Raw genomic sequence first — 16,601 nt, forward strand, 5'->3', positions numbered from 1 at the left:
CCGATGGGTCCGCTCCGCTCCCCCACCTGACGGCCCCTCCGGCTTCGCCTCCTGGGCCCTACTAAGGCCCGCTGACGCGGGCCCAGCCAGCTACGGGGTGGGTACCCGGGTGCTTCTCAGGAATCAGTGTGAATCTCTGTGAGAATATTTGCATCATTCTAGGGCTCAGATAAGATCTGGAATCCTAGTCCACCCCTCTGACTCTGCTCCTAAGGGCTATCGAGATCCATCCCGAAGCCTTGCTGATGACCATGATGGGCAGAGCAGTGAGCTGGAACCTCAGTACAACCCCACTCCCCTACGGATCCTCTTGAGCTGGTCGCACCCCAGCCGAAGGTAGGCGATGCATGTCCATCACAGGCCGCACCGACCAGCGAGAAGCAGCCCAGCGAGAAGCCATTGACGCGGTCGTGCGCGCCCTCGAATTGCCTGCAAGATCACTTGTGCCGGAACGAGGGCTCCGAACGCAGGTGATCATGGCGACCGGGTCCGGGAAGACTCGGGTCGCGGTTCGCAGCGCACAAGAGCTCCACGCAGGCCGCGTGCTGGTGCTCGTGCCCTCGCTGGATCTCTTGACTCAGACCGAGGTGGCATGGCGTGAGGGTGGCCGCCGGGGGCCGATGATCGGGGTGTCCTCGCTGCGGGGTGAGGAGGCAAGCTTCGCCAACACCACGGACGTACAGGAACTGGTCGACTGGGTGCGGCCGTTCGACAAGGTCACCGTGTTCGCCACATACGCCTCTCTTGGACTGGGCACGCTGGAGCGCGCGCACAGAGCCGGCCTTCCGGGCTGGGACCTGATCGTGGTCGATGAGGCACACCGGACCTCGGGGCGGCTGGGCAAACCGTGGGCGGTCGTCCACGACAACACTCGCATCCCCTCCCTGCGCCGCCTCTACATGACCGCCACACCCCGGCTGTGGCAACTGGACGAGGATGCCGCGGGCATGCCGGGCGAACTGGTCGCATCGATGGAGGACGCCGCAAACGGGCCGTTCGGCACCCGCTGCTACACGCTGACGCTCTCGGAAGCAATCGACCGAGGAATCTGCGCCCCCTACCAAGTGGTGTGCGTAGACATCATCGACACCCAACTCCAAGCCGCACAGCTCCTGGGCGCCGAGGGACGCTCGGACCAGGTCCGCGGGACTCGGCTCGCAGCCCTCCAGACCGCCCTGCTCAAAGCATCGTCGCAAGAGGCCTTCCGACGCACACTGGTCTTCCACCACGTCGTGAAAGAAGCCGAAGCGTTCGCGACCAGCCTCCCGGACGTCGCCGCCAAACTGCACGCCGTCGACCCCGAGCCATACCCAAAGAAGATCTGGGCCAACTGGCTGTGCGGGGAGCACAAGCCGGGCCACCGGCGCCGGGTGCTGGGAGAGTTCGCGGCCGGGATCACAGATGACGGCACGGTCGTGGAGAAGGGCTACCTGAGCTCGGTGAAGGTACTGGGCGAAGGCGTCGACACCAAGAACTGCGACTCCGTCTACTGGGCCGACGTGCACGGCTCCATGCCCGACCTCGTCCAAGCCGTCGGCCGCGCCCTGCGCATGCAGCCCGGCGAAGGCAAGGTCGCCTCCCTCGTGGTGCCCGTCCTGCTCGGGCCGGGTGAGACAGCGGACAACATGCTCACCTCCAGGGCATACAGCGGGCTCGCCAAACTCCTGGAAGCCCTCAGGGCGCACGACACCCGAGTCGTCGAGCAGCTCGCCGAGCAACAGGCGCCAAGCTACGACAACGGCGTCCAGAGCCGTAGCGCAAAGGACGAGGGCGAGAGTCACCGAAGCGACCAACTGTCGGCGCCGGCTCGGGAACTGCTGAAGTTCTCCATGCCACGCGACCCTGCACAGCTGGCAGCATTCATTAACCTCCGCGTCCTCAACCCCGAACACCAGCACTGGCGACGCGGCATCGAAGCCGCCGTCGTCTACACCCGCGAGCACGGCGATCTGAAGGTGCCGTTCACGTTCCGCGTCCCGGCTATCGACGACCAAGCGGCAGAAAGCGAGGGGTGGCCGGCCGCACTCGCCGGATTCCCCCTGGGGCAGTGGACCGCCGACGCCCGCCGGTTCTACGCCCGCGGCGACATGGACGCCGACCGCATCGCCCAGCTGGACAAGCTCGGCATGATCTGGTCCCACTACGACGTCGCCTGGGAGGAAGGGCTGTCTGCCGCGCGCGGGTGGGCCGCCGAACACGGACACCTCCTGGCCCCACTGGACGCCACCTACCAAGGCTCGAAAGTGGGCATCTTCCTGAAGAACGCGCGGGCAGCCGCCCGCAAGGCCGCCGAGAACGAACGACGGCGCGCCGAAGGGCTGCCGGTGGAAACGTCGGCCGGGGCCTTGTCGGACGAACGGCGCGAGCAACTGGAAGACATCGACGCGTCCTGGTGCCCGAGCTGGCCGGTCACCTGGCAGCGCTGCTTCCACCTCGTCCGGATGTACCTGGACGCCGGTGAGACGCTGCCCACCGAGGCGGGCGAGGTCCTGCGCCAGGGCGAGGATCTCGGGCGGTGGGTCCGCGCGCAGCGGCTCGGGTGGGACCAGCTCACCGCCGTCCAGCAGTGGATGTGCGAGCAGGTCCTCGGCATCCAGCCCGCCACCGAAGACGAGAAACCGAAGCCACGCACCAGCCAAGCCACCAAGTGGGCGATCCACTACGCCGCCGCCCGACAGTACTTCGAGCGCGAAGGACACCTTCGCGTACCAAGAAAACACATCGAAACGATCACCGACCCAAACCAGGAAAAACGAGATCTTCGACTCGGGACGTGGATCAGCAACCAACGCAGCAGAGCCACGACGCTCGCCCCAGAACGGGTAGAACAACTCTCCACCATCGGCATGCGATGGACGTAACGACCTGCGCTCATTCCGCCATCCGCACTGGCGCCGCTTAGCAGTTTGACCAGCTGGTCCGTGGTCGCTCCTGCTGCCACTGGCGCCCCGTCAACCGCGCGACACGCGTGGAATGCTCTTTCACTCCAGTCACAGCGGTTAGTAAGGTACCCACATGACCGTCCCATACGATCCCGATGATCGGGAAAAGGTAGTCGCCAAGCTACCGGGCGCCCTCCGCCAAGAACTCAAGGTCCGCGCCGCAGAGTTGGGCGTGGACATCAAGGATGCTGTGACCGAGGGCATCCACGCGTGGCGTGCTGCTTCCTCACCCCGCTCTCAAGTCGACACCTCGGGCGGCAGCTCCTTCTCGACATACGTGCCGACCGGCTTGTATGCCGGCCTCAAGAGCGACTGCAAGTCCCGTGGGATCGCCATCAACCAAGGGCTGGCGCAGGCCATCCGTCTCTGGCTGGACAGCTCCCCCTCCCCTCGCCGCACTCCGCGGCCGACCGGAGCGCGTCGTCTGGTCTTCGGCAACCAGAAGGGAGGCGTCGGCAAGACCGCCACGTCCGCCGGCGTCGCCGAAGCTCTCGCGGAGTCAGGGCAGCGCGTTCTGCTGATCGACTTCGACCCGCAGTGTCACCTGACCAAGCAGCTCGGCTATCCGATGCTCGGCATCGACGACCCCAGCCTGGCCAAGCACATGCTGGGTGAGGGCAAGGGGAAGCTGCGCGACCTGCTCGTCCCGATAGAGGAAGGCACTTTCGGCGGCCGTCTGTTTCTGCTGCCCGGCTGCAAGGACGCCTTCCTCCTGGACGCCAAGCTGGCCACCACCCGGCACGTGCGGATCAAGGAAACGGCGCTGGAGAAGGCGCTGGAGCCGCTTGAGGTCGAGTTCGATTACATCGTCATCGACTGCCCGCCCAGTCTGGGCTACTCCATGGACACCGCCCTGTACTACGGACGCACCCGCGACGATGAGGCGCCGGGCACGTCGGGGGTCCTGATCCCCGTGTTGGCCGAGGACTCCTCCGCCGATGCCTACGACATGCTCTTCGATCAGATCGAGGACCTGTCCGAGGACCTCGACATTGAGATCGCCAAGCTGGGCTTCATCGTGAACATGTACGACGCCCGCAAGGGCTACATCGCCACCTCCTCCCTCGACAGCTGGAAGTCCATCGGCGAACCCCCGGTGCTCGCTGTCATCCCCGAGCGCAAGGAGCAGCGTGAAGCGGCCCGCCTCAAGCAGCCGCTGCTGTTCTGCGCACCCAACTGCGAGCAGTCCGACGCCATGCGCACCATCGCCGTGGCGGTGAACGGATGAAGGCCGCCGACCGACTGGGTACCGGCTCCTCTTTCGGGAAGGTGCCGCGCGGCCGCAGCGACCGCGGCCGTGCCAAGGCCGTCGCGCAAGGGGACGTGCCGGCCTACGAGCTCGTACGGCTCCACCTCGATGAGGTCGCCCCCACTCCCCTCAACCCTCGGCGGAACTTCGGCACCGACGACGAGAAGTCCCGTTTCGGTGAGGAGCTGCGCCAAGCACAGCTCGCCGCCTGCGTGGCGGTATCCCGGGACGCCTACCTCGCGCTGTGGCCCGACCACGAGCCGCAGATCGGTACCGCAGAACATGTCCTGGTCAACGGTGAACGCCGGTATCGCAGCGCCGTGCACGTCGGTCTGGACGTACTTGACTTCGTGGTTCGCGACGATCTCGCTTCCTCCCGGGAGGAGTTCGTCAACCACCTGCTCAAGGAGAACCTTGACCGGGAAGATTTCGACGTCATAGAGCGTGCCCGTGGTGTGCAGGAACTCGTGGGGATCTGCTCCGAGCAGTCCTCACGGGGAGCCCGTACCCGAGCCGCGGAGCGTCTCGGCAAGGACCGGTCCTGGATCACCAACCAGCTAGTGCTGCTGGAACTGCCGCACGAGGTCCAGTACATGCTCAGCTCCGGGGACATCGCAGAGCGGGACGGGCGCGCCCTGGCCCGCCATCTGAAGGACCACCCTGGCCTTGAGGCGGCTGACCTCGTCGCTCATCTGAAGGCAGTGAAGGAAGGCGAAGCTCAGGAGAGGGCGAAAGAGAAGGCCATACTGCAGGCGGCCAAGACGGCCGGTGCGACAGCTGAGGACGTGCCGTTGTTGTCCGCGGACAACAACGTTGATACCGCTCCCCCGCAATCATCCGAGCCGCCCGCGTCGACAAGTTTGTTGTCCGCGGACAACAAGCCGAGCAGCCCGCAGTCGGTAGGAAAGTCTGCCAAGCCCAAGGCGGGTACGCCGGGGGGTGGCCAGGAAGCGGGTTTGTTGTCCGCGGACAACAAGTCGCGCCCCCGTCGGGCTGCCGACCCTGTCGCGGACCAGGTTGTCGCCGTACCTCACCAGGCCGGCTCTGAGCTGGTAGATGCCCTTCCCTGGACGGACCCGGCCTGGGTCGATCGACAAGTACGACGCTGCATGAGCCGGGAAGACCTCAAGAAGTTGGTTTGGCTTCTCCAAGCCGAAGAGGACGAGTAGGCCAGAGTCGCGCGATCAACCATCGAGAGGGCCCCTCCGGATCGATCCGGTGGGGCCCTCTCGTGTTGCCTGTCACGCCTTCTGCGGCCCGCCTCTGTAGGCCATGTCCCATCCCCCAGCCGCGAGACGCACCTGATGGCACGGGGCAGCAGGCATCGGCCGTGTTCGGCAGTGCCACCTGAAGGTGCGTTTGTTGTCCGCGGACAACAAGCCGGACCGCAGTTGGTTCCGGGACCGGGAACTCCCCTAGCAGCGGACAACATCTAGCCGACGGGCAACACAGTTTGGGGTTGTGCCGACAGAGACATCGACAGACCCATCTACTGCCTGACGGACAACCGGGACGTAACCATGTATCGGCTGGGCGCCCTCTTGAGCGCCAGCAAGAAACGCGTCGACGACGTCATCGACGCCGAGTACTCGCCGACCGACCTCGTCATTAAGTGGGACTCGAGCCCCTCGTACAGCGGCGGCTCCGAGACGGACATCGTCTACCAGCAGGCCTCCATACCACCCCCGGGACTCAATGCCCTGACCTGGTGCAACGATGCGGTCACCGGCACGAAGTGCGATCAGCACTACAACCGCTTCAAGCACGAAAGCTTCAGCAAGTCACTCGCCTGCCACGAGACGGGGCACGCAGTGAGGCTCTGGAACCCGGCCACACCTACACCATGGCTTTGGTCAGCGCACCGCAGCACGATGAGTGGAACACCCTTGAGCTCTTGCCCTACGACGGCAGCATCATCGGCAAGGGTGAGATCGAGGGGGAGCAGGTTGTCCCGGGCCAGCGGCACGGTCTCAGCAAGGTGGCAGGTGCCGTGGAGGGCGACCCCGCAAACGAGCTAACCGACCTTCTCAACCGGACAGAGCCCGATGAGCTCGCCCTCAAGTACTGGGATCTGCCGGGCGAAGAGCGCTGGACCAAGGTGTCCGAGTAGCGAGCAGGGGAGGGGGGGCTAGGAAGGACGCTCCCGCCCGGACCGGGCTGAAGCTTGGTCGGCAGCACGAACGACATAGGTCGCCGGGGGAGCAGCTCGTTCAGCGCTACGCGTCTCCTCCACTTGCCGCGAGTTTGTTGTCCGCGGACAACAAGGTGCAGGTTCTGGAATTGCGCCGTCCCCGAATGAGGCGTCGCCCAAGCCTCGCCCGGGCCGCCGCACTCGTCCGGGGAACAGCAGGAGGCTGACGCGAACAAGCGCTGTCTTCTCCGGGATGAAGGATTGTTCCAACGAGTGCGGCCGAGAATGGCCGGCCCCAGCATCGTCCTTCGTCGGCGAAAGCACAGGTTCCCGAGCGCACCATGGTTGTGAGCTTCCCTGTCGGTAGGGGAGTACCGGCACTTGATCGGTCAGGTGCGCCGGACTGCGTAGCTGCCTTGGCGCGTACCCACGCGGATAGTCCGCGCGCGGGGGAGTGGGGCCAGGGCGATGCTGTGGGTGGCGCTGATGAACAGGCAGCCCTAGTCGACGCCGTGATACGTCCACTCCCTTTGGCGACGGCTCTCTACGGGGCGGCGGCCGGCCCCAGGCTCGTCGGAAGGAACAGTAAGCGGGCAATGATTCCGGCCCTCGCTGTCAACGGCTGCCAGGCTTGCGGCGCAGGAGAAGGACCTTGAGGTTTTCTCGGGACCCGTTGCTCGACGACGCAGCCTTCCTCCTCGCAGCAGAGGAGGAGAACTTGCGGACGGAGCTCATCGAGAGGCGCGCGTGACGTGGCCCGGGGCGCCCCCTCATCGGCCCTGGGCAACACTGTGGGCGCACCTCGGTCTGATCAACGACGACCGCCCACAGCTGCCGTGCCACTGGCGTCCAAGCCGCGGCGGGGGCCGAGGTGGATGGGAAACCAGCACTGGTGCACAGCGGGTCAGGGCACCTCGTCGTAACCGGGCTGTCCGACGGTCAGCACCTTGCTCGGCTGGGGGCAGCCAGCGCCTACCGCGCTGAGGAGGACTTCGGCGACGAAGGCACCCGCGCCGCCGCGGTTGACGCTGGGCTGGCCGGAGGGCGATTCCACCAGTTTCGCAACGTCTCCTGGATGAGGGGCGGGGCGGCGGCGGGCGGTGACCGCTCGGTGGTGGTCGCGGAGTTGGGCGGCTAGGTGCATTTTCCTCGGCTTGGCCTCTGACTCACCGGTACACCCGATCGGGAGGCACCCCGGCAAGTGGTCGTGACAGTTGCCGTTGGAGAGGTGGCTGCCGGCCCGATGCCGGCTGACCGCCGGGAACTTCGGCAAACAGCAAACGGCGAACTCAATATCTGGGACCTGACCATCCGCCAGTTGATCCGGCGAAGGCGCACCGGACTGTCCTCTGTGCACGCGGCCCAGACCGTGCTCGAGCTGGAGCTGCCGACTTCTCCTACGGGGAGATGGACATACGTGGCCCCATCATGTGGCCCGAGGCAAAGCCGCACGGGGCTGACGGGACTGAACTTCGCACATGGCAGGGACATCCGGGTGGTCGGGGCTCTGAGTCCCGCCTCTTTTCGGTCCCGCTCTCAGTCCCGCAAAGAAAGAGCAGGTCAGGAGGCATATCGCCATCAATTACGGGACTGACGGGACCCAACCTGACAGTTATCACCTGAACAGAACATCTCCAACACGCGCCCGCACATGTACAAGAGGATCTCTCCCAGCAGCTTATAACTACTGATGTCGGTCCCGTCAGTCCCGTTGGTGGCCATCACACCGCCCTGACCAGGCCATTTCGTGGTGCGGGACTGAAGCGCTCCGCCCGTTGCGGGACTGAATCCCCTGCGCAGGCCCGCTCCGGTCTCCCGCCCCTGCGGGACTGACGGGACCGAGAATCCCCGACACGCAGGGGTGTTCCCGTGTCGGGATCCTGTGTGGGCTACGCTCGTGCCGCAAACCTGAATCCTCAGTCCCTTCAGACCCGTTGGTTCCGCTGGAGACCGCTCCTGACCGGAGCCCTGCTGCAGGACGAGGGATGTTCAGAAACCGCCCCAAAATGTGACAAGGACGATCCGGTGATCCGCCAGCCCTCGACCGCCCCGTTGGTCCCGGGCGAGGCCGTGCACGGAAACGCGATCGCCCGGTGGTGTGCCCGGGCAGGGTGGCCTGTGCATCCGCTGGCGCCGCTGCAGAAGGTTCCGCCGGCCAACTGCCCGGCATGCAAGAAGGATCGGCACAGCCCTGTGTCGTGCCCGTGCAAAGCGGCCGGACGCTGGTGCCACGGTTTTCACGCTGCGACCACCGACCTCGACCGCATCGATACCTGGTGGCACGCGGAGTCCCGGTTCGGCGTCGGTGTCTCCTGCGGCCCCGCGGACCTGGTCGTCCTGGATGTGGACGCCCATGCAGCGCAGGTGCCCGAACGGTCCCGTCTTCTGCCGGGGATCCCGATCGCCCCGCAGGTCAACCTGGACGGTCTGGCCACGGGCTTCGACACTCTGGCGCTGCTGGCAGCGCTCCGTAGCCAGCCCAGCCCCGTGGAGGACACCGGGACTCTGCGCGTGCGCACGCCGTCCGGCGGGCTGCACATCTGGTACCGCAACCCGGACCCCGCCACCCGCTACCGATCCTCCACGGGGTCGAGCCCGAAAACGGCGCTGGCCTGGCAGGTGGACGTGCGTTCCGACAACGGCTACATCGTCGCCCCCACGACCCGGACCGCCGCGGGCAGTTACCGACCCGTGGGAGACGCACGCCGTCCCGCACCGCTCCCCAGGTGGCTGGCCGAAGAACTCGTCCGCACCCACCATGTCCCTGCCCCGATCCCTTACCCCGCCGCCGTACCCGGTGCTCCGCGCCGGCGGCGTTCGACGAAGGGATCCGAGCGCTTCCTGGATCCGCTGCTGGCCGAGGTCGCCGCCTGCGCGGCCGTGCCCGAAGGCGCCAGCTTCACGGAAAAACTCAACCGCGCCGCCTACACGGCCGGCGGCCTGGTCCAGGGCGGCCACCTCACGGAGACAGAGGTGCGGGAGCTGCTGCGGGAAGCGGCTCACACCGCACGCCCTGCCCAGGAACACCGCAACCGCACGATCATCGAGTCCGCTCTGTCTGCGGGCGCCCAGCGCCCCCTCCACCCCCGAGGACGTTCATGAGCGCCGAGCCTGCACGCTTCGATGCCGAAGCGGCCGCCGCCCAGATCCACCAGCAGAGCCTGGACTTCACGCTGCCCGATGCGCATCCCGGCCTCCCGGCCCAGCAGACCGATCGTTACTCGCCCGCGGCCCCGGCCCCGGACGTCGTGATGCCCGGTTCCCTGACCGATCGCGGCAACGCCAAGCTGTTCGCCCGCCTCTACCGCGACCAGTTCCGCTACGTGATCGGGATGGGCTGGCACTCCTGGGACGAATACCGCTGGAAGCTGTCCGGCGGTGATGAAGCGGCGGTGTGGGCGGCCGGCGAGATGGCCGAGCAGATCCCCGACCATGACCCCTCTGGTCGGTTCACCGACCGCCAGCTGGCGGCGCACCGTCGGCACTCCGAGTCCACCTCCGGCCTCAAAGCCCTGCTCTACCAGGCACAGGCCGCCCCCGGGCTGCGCCTGGACCCGGAGATCCTGGACGGCGACATCTACGCCCTGTGCACCCCGGCCGGGGTTGTCGACCTGCGCTCCGGCACGCTGCGCAAGCCCGATCCCCTCACCGACATGCATTCCCGCGCCACCCTCGTGGCACCGCACGCCATGCCGATCCCGCGCTGGGACAGCTTCCTGCGTGACACCTTCGGCGAGGACGCGAAGGGCCTGGAGACCACCCGTTTCCTGCACCTGCTGCTCGGCTACTCCATCACCGGGGACGTCGGCGCGCAGGTGCTGCCCTTCCTCTACGGGTCGGGCGCCAACGGCAAGAGCGTGCTGCTGGAGGTGATGACGCAGATCCTGGGCGACTACGCCAACGCCGCGCCGCCCGGGTTCCTGATGGAGAAGGGCAAGTTCACCGAGCACTCCACCGAGCTGACCGAGCTGCACGGGCGGCGCATCGTGGTGTGCAGCGAGCTCAAGCCCAACGACAAGTTCAACGAGGCCCGCGTCAAACTCCTCACCGGCGGCGACACCATCACCGCGCGGCGGATGCGACAGAATTTCTTCACCTTCACCCCCACGCACAAGCTGTGGCTGCTGGGCAACCATCGTCCCGAAGTAGGCACTGGCGGCTACGCGTTCTGGCGGCGCATGCGGATCATCCCCTTCGAACGCAGCGTCCCCGACGAGCGGAAGATCGACAACCTGGCCGCCGAACTGGTCCGTGACGAAGGCCCCGGCATCCTGCACTGGCTGATCGAGGGCGCGAAGCGCTACCTGGCCACCCGCGATCCGCTGACCGGCCCGGCCTCCGTCCGCGTGGCCACGGCCGCCTACGAGACCACTGAGGACCACGTGGGGCGCTTCCTCTCCGAATGCTGCACCAAAGGTCCGGACGGCGGCTCAGGCTCGGACCTGCGCGTGGAGCAGAAGCTCCTGTACGAGACCTACGGCCGTTGGTGTTCCGACGAAGGCATCAGGCCCTCCACCAGCCGCGCGTTCGCCAGCCGCATCCGGCAGGAACTGGGCCTGGCTTCACCCGCCGATATGATCAAGAACAATGCGACCAAGCTGTACCCCGGCCTGGCTCTGCTCACAGACGACACTCCCGCCGGTGGTGGGGGACCGTGGCAGTGAGCGAACGCCGCAGTCCCTGTGAGCTCGCGCGCCGACCGTACGATGGACGACGCCTGCTTCTCCCGCTCGCCCGTAACGGAGCAGGGAGTGCGGGCCGCGTGGATGCGACACCCGAAGGCCGGTGCCCGGCCGCCAAGAGCCAGGAGGCCTGATGAGCGCGATTCCGCAGGAAGGCGATCTCGTCCAGGAAGCCGAGGTCGTTTGGCTGGAGGACACCGCGGACATGGACTACGTCCGGCAGGCCCTGGACAAGGTCGGCACCCGCAAGGGAAAGCCGCGCTACGAACGCGACGGCCGGATGATCGGCTACTCCAACCTGGCGCCGAACGCGTCGCGCAGCGCCGACAGTGGTCTCTTCTCCCGCCGCACGTTCTATCTGCTGCCGCACGACCGTCCGAACCGGCCCGACGACCCCGAGTGCCCGTACCGGGTGGGCTCGCCGCTGGAAGCCGTCGACCCGCGAACGGTGGCAGCGGGAAAGGCTGGATCGAAGACGCCCCGGTCCCAGGCGACCGGCGACATAGTTCCCGCTCGTTCGTGATCTAGCTCTGAAAAAGGGCTGTCGGCAGCGACTGAAGGGCCAGCTACCGAGCGAGCTGTTGGGTCGCTCTCTTCGGTCTACTGGATACATGCAGGTCAGAGCGGTGTGACGGGCTAAACAGCGACTCAAGCGACTCTGAGTCGAGTATATAAAGACATTCGCGTGTGCGCGTGTGTGCGTTATAGATAGGGACCTTGAGTCGCTTCAGTCGCTGTTTTGGTCAGCGTAGCTATTCTGACCTGGGGTTTTGTGGTGACTCGGAGAGCAGCGACTGAAGGCTCCTCGGTCGCTGCCGCATTCTTGAGTCGCTGAGGAGGACAGGACGCCGTCGGCTCAGGGAGCGGGATGCTCTCTCCTCGGCGGTCCGGCGCGTGGCTTTCCGTATCGGCTCCGCCCGCCTGCCGGGATCCTTCGATAATCTATGTCCTTCGTTGAGTCGCTTCGGTCGCTGATGGGGGAACTGAATGTCTGCTGAGCTGCGGCTTTTTCGCAGCGACTTACAGCAGCCACCCTTGGACGAAGCTCCGGTCGCTGCGAGGTCGTTGACCACCGCCCGGGCGTGCGCGGCACGCGGCTGGCCGGTCCATCCGCTGGCACCGGGACGCAAGACCCCGGCCGCCAACTGCGAGCGCTGCCGCGTGCAGGGCCACTCGCGGGCCGACTGCCCCTGCACGGCGGATGGCCGCTGGTGCCACGGCTTCTATGCGGCCACGCTCGATCCTGAGCGGATCACCCGGTGGTGGGGTCCGCGGCCCGGCCTCGGCGTCGGAGTCGCCTGCGGTCCGGCCGGTCTGGTCGTCATCGACATCGACGCCCACCAGGCCCAAGTCCCTTCCCGGGACCGGATCCTGCCGGGTATCCACATCGGCGAACACATCGACCTCACGGGTCTGGCGAACGGTTTCCACACCCTGGCCGTCCTCGCCGCGCTTCGCGGCATGCCCGACCCCGCCACGGACCATGCGACGCTGCGCGTCCGTACGCCGTCGGGTGGACTCCACGTCTGGTATCGGACCGACCCGGCCGCGGGCTGGCAGTGCTCGACCGGCTCCGGCCGGGGCCGTGCCCTGGCCTGGCAGGTCGACGTCCGTGCCCACGGCGGCTACATCATCGCCCCGCACACCACCACGACGTCGGGCACGTACACCCCGCTGGAAGGCGCCGAAGAGCCGGCCGCGCTGCCCGACTGGCTGGCCGGCGACCTCGAGCGCACCGGCCATCGGCCAGCCCCACCCGTACCAGAGCCCCGGACGGTCCCGCCGCGCGCCCGCGCGGCGGTCCTGGCCGCCGGCGGGGGCCAGGACGCCGTTCAGCACACCGTCACGGCCGCTCTCGCCGATATCGCCGCCTGTGGCCAGGTCGCCGAAGGCGCGGGCTTCTCCGACCGGCTCAACCGCGCTGCCTACACCTTCGGAGGGCTCGTCGCCGCCGGGCTCCTGCCCGCAGGCACCGCAGAACGCGCCCTGCTCGACACCGCCGCCGCGGTCCGTCCCGGACAGGGCCGCAGGGCGGCACAGATCATCCGCGGCGGTCTGGACGCAGGGATGCGACGTCCCCTCCACCCGGGGAGGCGCCGGTGACCTCCTCCGAAAAGTCCGACGTACTGCCCTGCTTCGACCCGGAGGCCGTTGCCGCCCAGATCCGGGCCCAGGCCGCCCCCGTCTCTCTGCCCGCTCAGGCCACCGGCCGTGCGGCTCCGGCGACCGGTGCGTCGGCGGCAGGGCTGCTCCCGGACACGCTGACCGACCGCGGCAACGCCAAGCTCTTCGTGAAGCTGTACGGCGCCGAGTTCCGGCACGTGCCCGGGCTCGGCTGGTACCGCTGGCAGCGCACCCGCTGGCAGCCCGACGAGGACGACACCGTCGTGTGGGCCGCGGGCGACCTCGCCGAAGCCTTCGCGACCACCGACCCCCGTGGTGTGTTCACCACCTCGGCGCTCCATCAGTACATCCGTCGGGCGATGAGCACCACCGGCATCAACGCGATGCTTGCGCAGGCCAAGTCCGCGCCGGGCATGGTGCTCAACGCGGCGCTCCTGGACGCCGACCCCTACGCCCTGTGCACCACCGAGGGCATCGTGGACCTGCGCACCGGCCTGCTGCGCGCCCCGGACCCGAACAAGGACTTCCACTCCCGCTCCACCACCGTCGGCCCCGAGCGGACACCGACGCCGCGCTGGCAGCGCTTCCTGACCGACACCTTCGGTGGCGGCCCCGGCGACCAGGAAATGATCAACTTCCTGCAGCTGCTGCTCGGATACTCCGTCACCGGCGACGTCGGCGGCCAGGTCATGCCGTTCCTCTTCGGCTCCGGCAAGAACGGCAAGTCCGTTCTCCTGGACGTCCTGATGAAGCTTCTGGGTGATTACGCCGACGCCGCCCCTCCGGGCTTCCTGATGGCCAAACCCTTCGAAGGCCACCCCACCGACCTCGCCGAGCTGCACGGGCGCCGCGTCATCGTGTGTTCCGAGGTCAAGCCCGGGGACAAGTTCGACGAGGCGCGGGTGAAGCTCCTGACCGGCGGCGACCGGATCAAGGCCCGCCGTATGCGGCAGGACTTCTTCAGCTTCGCCCCGACCCACAAACTGTGGCTGCTGGCCAATCACCGGCCCGAAGTGGGCACCGGTGGCTTCGCGTTCTGGCGTCGCATGCGACTTCTCCCGTTCGAGCGTGTCGTCTCTGATGACCGGAAGATCGACAACCTGGCGGACATCCTGGTCACCGAGGAGGGCCCCGGCATCCTCAACTGGCTGATCGAAGGTGCCCGCCGCTACCTGGGCGGGGACAAGGACCTCACCGGGCCCGAGCGCGTACGCATCGCCACCACCGCGTACGCGGAGACCGAGGACCACATCGGCCGCTTCTTCGACGAGGCCTGCCAGTTGGGCCCCGACTGCCGTGCAGAGCAAGCAGGCCTGTACGCCGAGTACAAGGGCTGGTGCCGGCGTGAGGGCGTCCCCGTCATCTCCTCGCGCGCGTTCGCCGCTCGGGCCCGTGAGCTGGTCGGCCTGGCCTCGCCTAAGGAGATGATCCTGTCGAACTCGCGCAAGTACTACCCGGGCATCGGGCTGCTCGCCGACGAAGCAAGGGCATGAGCTGCCCGATCACCCAGAAACCCCCTCCGGCAGGCCGTCGGGAGGACTTCGATTCTCGGTCGCTTCAGTCGCTGCCCAGACCGAGCCGAAAACCGCTTGAGAACCGGTGGAGGCGAAGGCGACGGAGCGACGAGGACCGACGCTGTTTCCTGCAGCGCCGAACGGCTGTTGGTGCTGGTGGGACAGGAAGGGCGGTGTCCGAACGGGCAGTTGGTCCCGTCGTCAACAGCACGTACAGGCCTTGACCTTAAGCGCGCACCAGTGGTCAGGACTTCGCTAATCTATGTCGGTCATTGAGTCGCTTCGGTCGCTGATGGGGGGCTAGATGGGTGCTGATCTGCGGTTTCCGCGCAGCGACCCGCCGCTGAAGCCGGGCCCGGACCGGAGCGGCATCTTGGTCGACTTCGACGCGGAAGCCGTCGCGGGCCAGATCCTTGCCGCTCACGAGGCCGTCCACGAAGTAGCGCACGAGGGCGGCCAGTTGCCCCTGCCGATCGGTGAGGCCATGGCCTCACCGGAAAGTGTCGCCACGCCTGCCGGCCTGCTCCCTGACAGCCTCACCGACCGCGGCAACGCCAAGCTCTTCGTGAAGCTGTACGCCGCCGATTACCGGCACGTGCCCGGGCTCGGCTGGTACCGCTGGGACACCACACGCTGGCAGATCGACGAGGACGACACCGTGCTCTGGGCCGCGGGCGACCTCGCCGAGTCCATCGCCGGGAAGGACCCCCGCGGCCTCCACACCACCACCGAACTGCAGCAGCACCGCAGGCGAGCCCTGAGCACCTCCGGGATGAACGCGATGCTTGCGCAGGCCAAGTCCGCGCCGGGCATGGTGCTCAACGCGGCGCTCCTGGACGCCGACCCCTACGCCCTGTGCACCCCCACGGGAATCGTGGACCTGCGCACCGGGCTCGTGCGCACCCCTGACTCCAACAAGGACTTCCACTCGCGCTCGACGTCGGTCGGCCCCCGGCCGATGCCGACCCCGCGCTGGAACCGGTTCCTCGCCGACACCTTCGGGGACGACGACGAGGGCACCGAGATGATCGGCTTCCTGCAGTTGCTGCTCGGCTATTCGGTCACCGGTGACGTCGGCGGTCAGGTCATGCCGTTCTTGTTCGGCGTCGGCAAGAACGGCAAGTCGGTTCTCCTGGACGTGCTGATGAAGCTGTTGGGTGATTACGCCGACGCCGCCCCTCCGGGCTTCCTGATGGCCAGGCCATTCGAGGGGCACCCCACCGACCTCGCCGAGTTGCACGGGCGCCGGGTCATCGTGTGTTCCGAGGTCAAGCCGGGCGACAAGTTCGACGAGGCGCGGGTGAAGCTGCTGACCGGCGGCGACCGGATCAAGGCGCGTCGCATGCGGCAGGACTTCTTCAGCTTCGCCCCGACCCACAAACTCTGGCTGCTCGGCAATCACCGGCCCGAAGTGGGCACCGGTGGCTTCGCGTTCTGGCGCCGCATGCGACTCCTCCCGTTCGAGCGGACGGTGTCCGACGAACGGAAGATCGACAACCTGGCGGACATCCTGGTCACCGAGGAAGGCCCCGGCATCCTCAACTGGCTGATCGAAGGTGCCCGCCGCTACCTGGGCGGGGACAAGGACCTCACCGGGCCCGAGCGCGTACGCATCGCCACCACCGCGTACGCCGACACGGAGGACCACACCGGCCGATTCCTCGGCGAGAGCTGTGCGCTCGACTCGGATCGACGAGCGGAACAGGCGCAGCTGTACGCCGCGTACAAGGCGTGGTGCCACAATGAGGGTGCGCCGGCCATGACGTCCCGCTCCTTCGCCGCTCGTGTGCGCGAGACCATTGGGCTGGACTCGCCCAAGCAGATGATCCTTTCGAACCAGCGCAAGTACTACCCGGGCATCGGACTGCTTGCCGACGAGGAGGATGCCTGATGACGGTATCTAGCCAGGACATCCGGCCGACCACGACTCCGGCCGCCATATTTTTGCCATCTGATGGG

The 16,601-nt window shown here is 67.3% G+C and carries 11 protein-coding genes; 10 read left to right on the forward strand and 1 reads right to left on the reverse strand.

The window, feature by feature from the left end; genetic code table 11:
• The first annotated feature begins 347 nt into the window (after positions 1–347).
• The 4 genes from AB0I66_RS41765 to AB0I66_RS41780 all read left to right on the forward strand — a co-directional run bounded on the left by AB0I66_RS41765 (position 348) and on the right by AB0I66_RS41780 (position 6,301).
• Positions 348–2,861 (forward strand): Helicase associated domain protein, encoded by a 2,514-nt coding sequence (locus AB0I66_RS41765; RefSeq protein WP_363213329.1) that lies wholly within the window; start codon positions 348–350, stop codon positions 2,859–2,861.
• 154 nt (positions 2,862–3,015) lie between these two features.
• On the forward strand, positions 3,016–4,170 hold the full coding sequence (locus tag AB0I66_RS41770) for a ParA family protein (RefSeq protein WP_363213330.1): 1,155 nt from the start codon (positions 3,016–3,018) through the stop codon (positions 4,168–4,170).
• Complete coding sequence (locus tag AB0I66_RS41775; protein ID WP_363213331.1) at positions 4,167–5,360, forward strand: ParB/RepB/Spo0J family partition protein; 1,194 nt, start codon at positions 4,167–4,169, stop codon at positions 5,358–5,360. Before AB0I66_RS41770 ends, AB0I66_RS41775 begins: the two co-directional genes overlap by 4 nt.
• Before the next feature lie 674 nt (positions 5,361–6,034).
• Complete coding sequence (locus AB0I66_RS41780; protein ID WP_363213332.1) at positions 6,035–6,301, forward strand: hypothetical protein; 267 nt, start codon at positions 6,035–6,037, stop codon at positions 6,299–6,301.
• A 925-nt stretch (positions 6,302–7,226) separates the two neighbouring features.
• On the opposite strand, the gene AB0I66_RS41785 is transcribed toward AB0I66_RS41780, so the two are convergent.
• Positions 7,227–7,376, reverse strand: a complete 150-nt coding sequence (locus AB0I66_RS41785) for a hypothetical protein (RefSeq protein WP_363213333.1) — start codon at positions 7,374–7,376, stop codon at positions 7,227–7,229.
• 1,031 nt (positions 7,377–8,407) lie between these two features.
• Here AB0I66_RS41785 and AB0I66_RS41790 point away from each other — a divergent pair.
• The 6 genes from AB0I66_RS41790 to AB0I66_RS41815 all read left to right on the forward strand — a co-directional run bounded on the left by AB0I66_RS41790 (position 8,408) and on the right by AB0I66_RS41815 (position 16,533).
• Positions 8,408–9,424 (forward strand): bifunctional DNA primase/polymerase, encoded by a 1,017-nt coding sequence (locus tag AB0I66_RS41790; RefSeq protein ID WP_363213423.1) that lies wholly within the window; start codon positions 8,408–8,410, stop codon positions 9,422–9,424.
• Entirely contained in the window at positions 9,421–10,986 is a 1,566-nt protein-coding gene (locus AB0I66_RS41795) for a phage/plasmid primase, P4 family (protein WP_363213334.1), read from the forward strand. Before AB0I66_RS41790 ends, AB0I66_RS41795 begins: the two co-directional genes overlap by 4 nt.
• Positions 10,987–11,137: 151 nt before the next feature.
• A complete protein-coding gene (locus AB0I66_RS41800; protein ID WP_363213335.1) occupies positions 11,138–11,527 on the forward strand; it encodes a DUF6009 family protein in 390 nt (129 codons plus the stop codon).
• Between the two features lie 464 nt (positions 11,528–11,991).
• Positions 11,992–13,107, forward strand: a complete 1,116-nt coding sequence (locus AB0I66_RS41805) for a bifunctional DNA primase/polymerase (RefSeq protein ID WP_363213336.1) — start codon at positions 11,992–11,994, stop codon at positions 13,105–13,107.
• Complete coding sequence (locus AB0I66_RS41810; protein ID WP_363213337.1) at positions 13,104–14,621, forward strand: phage/plasmid primase, P4 family; 1,518 nt, start codon at positions 13,104–13,106, stop codon at positions 14,619–14,621. Before AB0I66_RS41805 ends, AB0I66_RS41810 begins: the two co-directional genes overlap by 4 nt.
• A 505-nt stretch (positions 14,622–15,126) precedes the next feature.
• Positions 15,127–16,533 (forward strand): phage/plasmid primase, P4 family, encoded by a 1,407-nt coding sequence (locus AB0I66_RS41815; protein WP_363213424.1) that lies wholly within the window; start codon positions 15,127–15,129, stop codon positions 16,531–16,533.
• The last annotated feature ends 68 nt before the right edge of the window (positions 16,534–16,601 follow it).

This window comes from Streptomyces sp. NPDC050439 (assembly GCF_040655335.1).
Taxonomy (GTDB): Bacteria; Actinomycetota; Actinomycetes; order Streptomycetales; family Streptomycetaceae; genus Streptomyces.

Excerpts from the sequence above, each read along its gene's own strand:
- AB0I66_RS41765 (WP_363213329.1), top strand. The coding sequence starts at position 348 with ATGTCCATCACAGGCCGCACCGACCAGCGAGAAGCAGCCCAGCGAGAA.
- AB0I66_RS41770 (WP_363213330.1), top strand. The coding sequence starts at position 3,016 with ATGACCGTCCCATACGATCCCGATGATCGGGAAAAGGTAGTCGCCAAG.
- AB0I66_RS41775 (WP_363213331.1), top strand. The coding sequence starts at position 4,167 with ATGAAGGCCGCCGACCGACTGGGTACCGGCTCCTCTTTCGGGAAGGTG.
- AB0I66_RS41780 (WP_363213332.1), top strand. The coding sequence starts at position 6,035 with ATGGCTTTGGTCAGCGCACCGCAGCACGATGAGTGGAACACCCTTGAG.
- AB0I66_RS41795 (WP_363213334.1), top strand. The coding sequence starts at position 9,421 with ATGAGCGCCGAGCCTGCACGCTTCGATGCCGAAGCGGCCGCCGCCCAG.
- AB0I66_RS41800 (WP_363213335.1), top strand. The coding sequence starts at position 11,138 with ATGAGCGCGATTCCGCAGGAAGGCGATCTCGTCCAGGAAGCCGAGGTC.
- AB0I66_RS41805 (WP_363213336.1), top strand. The coding sequence starts at position 11,992 with ATGTCTGCTGAGCTGCGGCTTTTTCGCAGCGACTTACAGCAGCCACCC.
- AB0I66_RS41815 (WP_363213424.1), top strand. The coding sequence starts at position 15,127 with ATGGCCTCACCGGAAAGTGTCGCCACGCCTGCCGGCCTGCTCCCTGAC.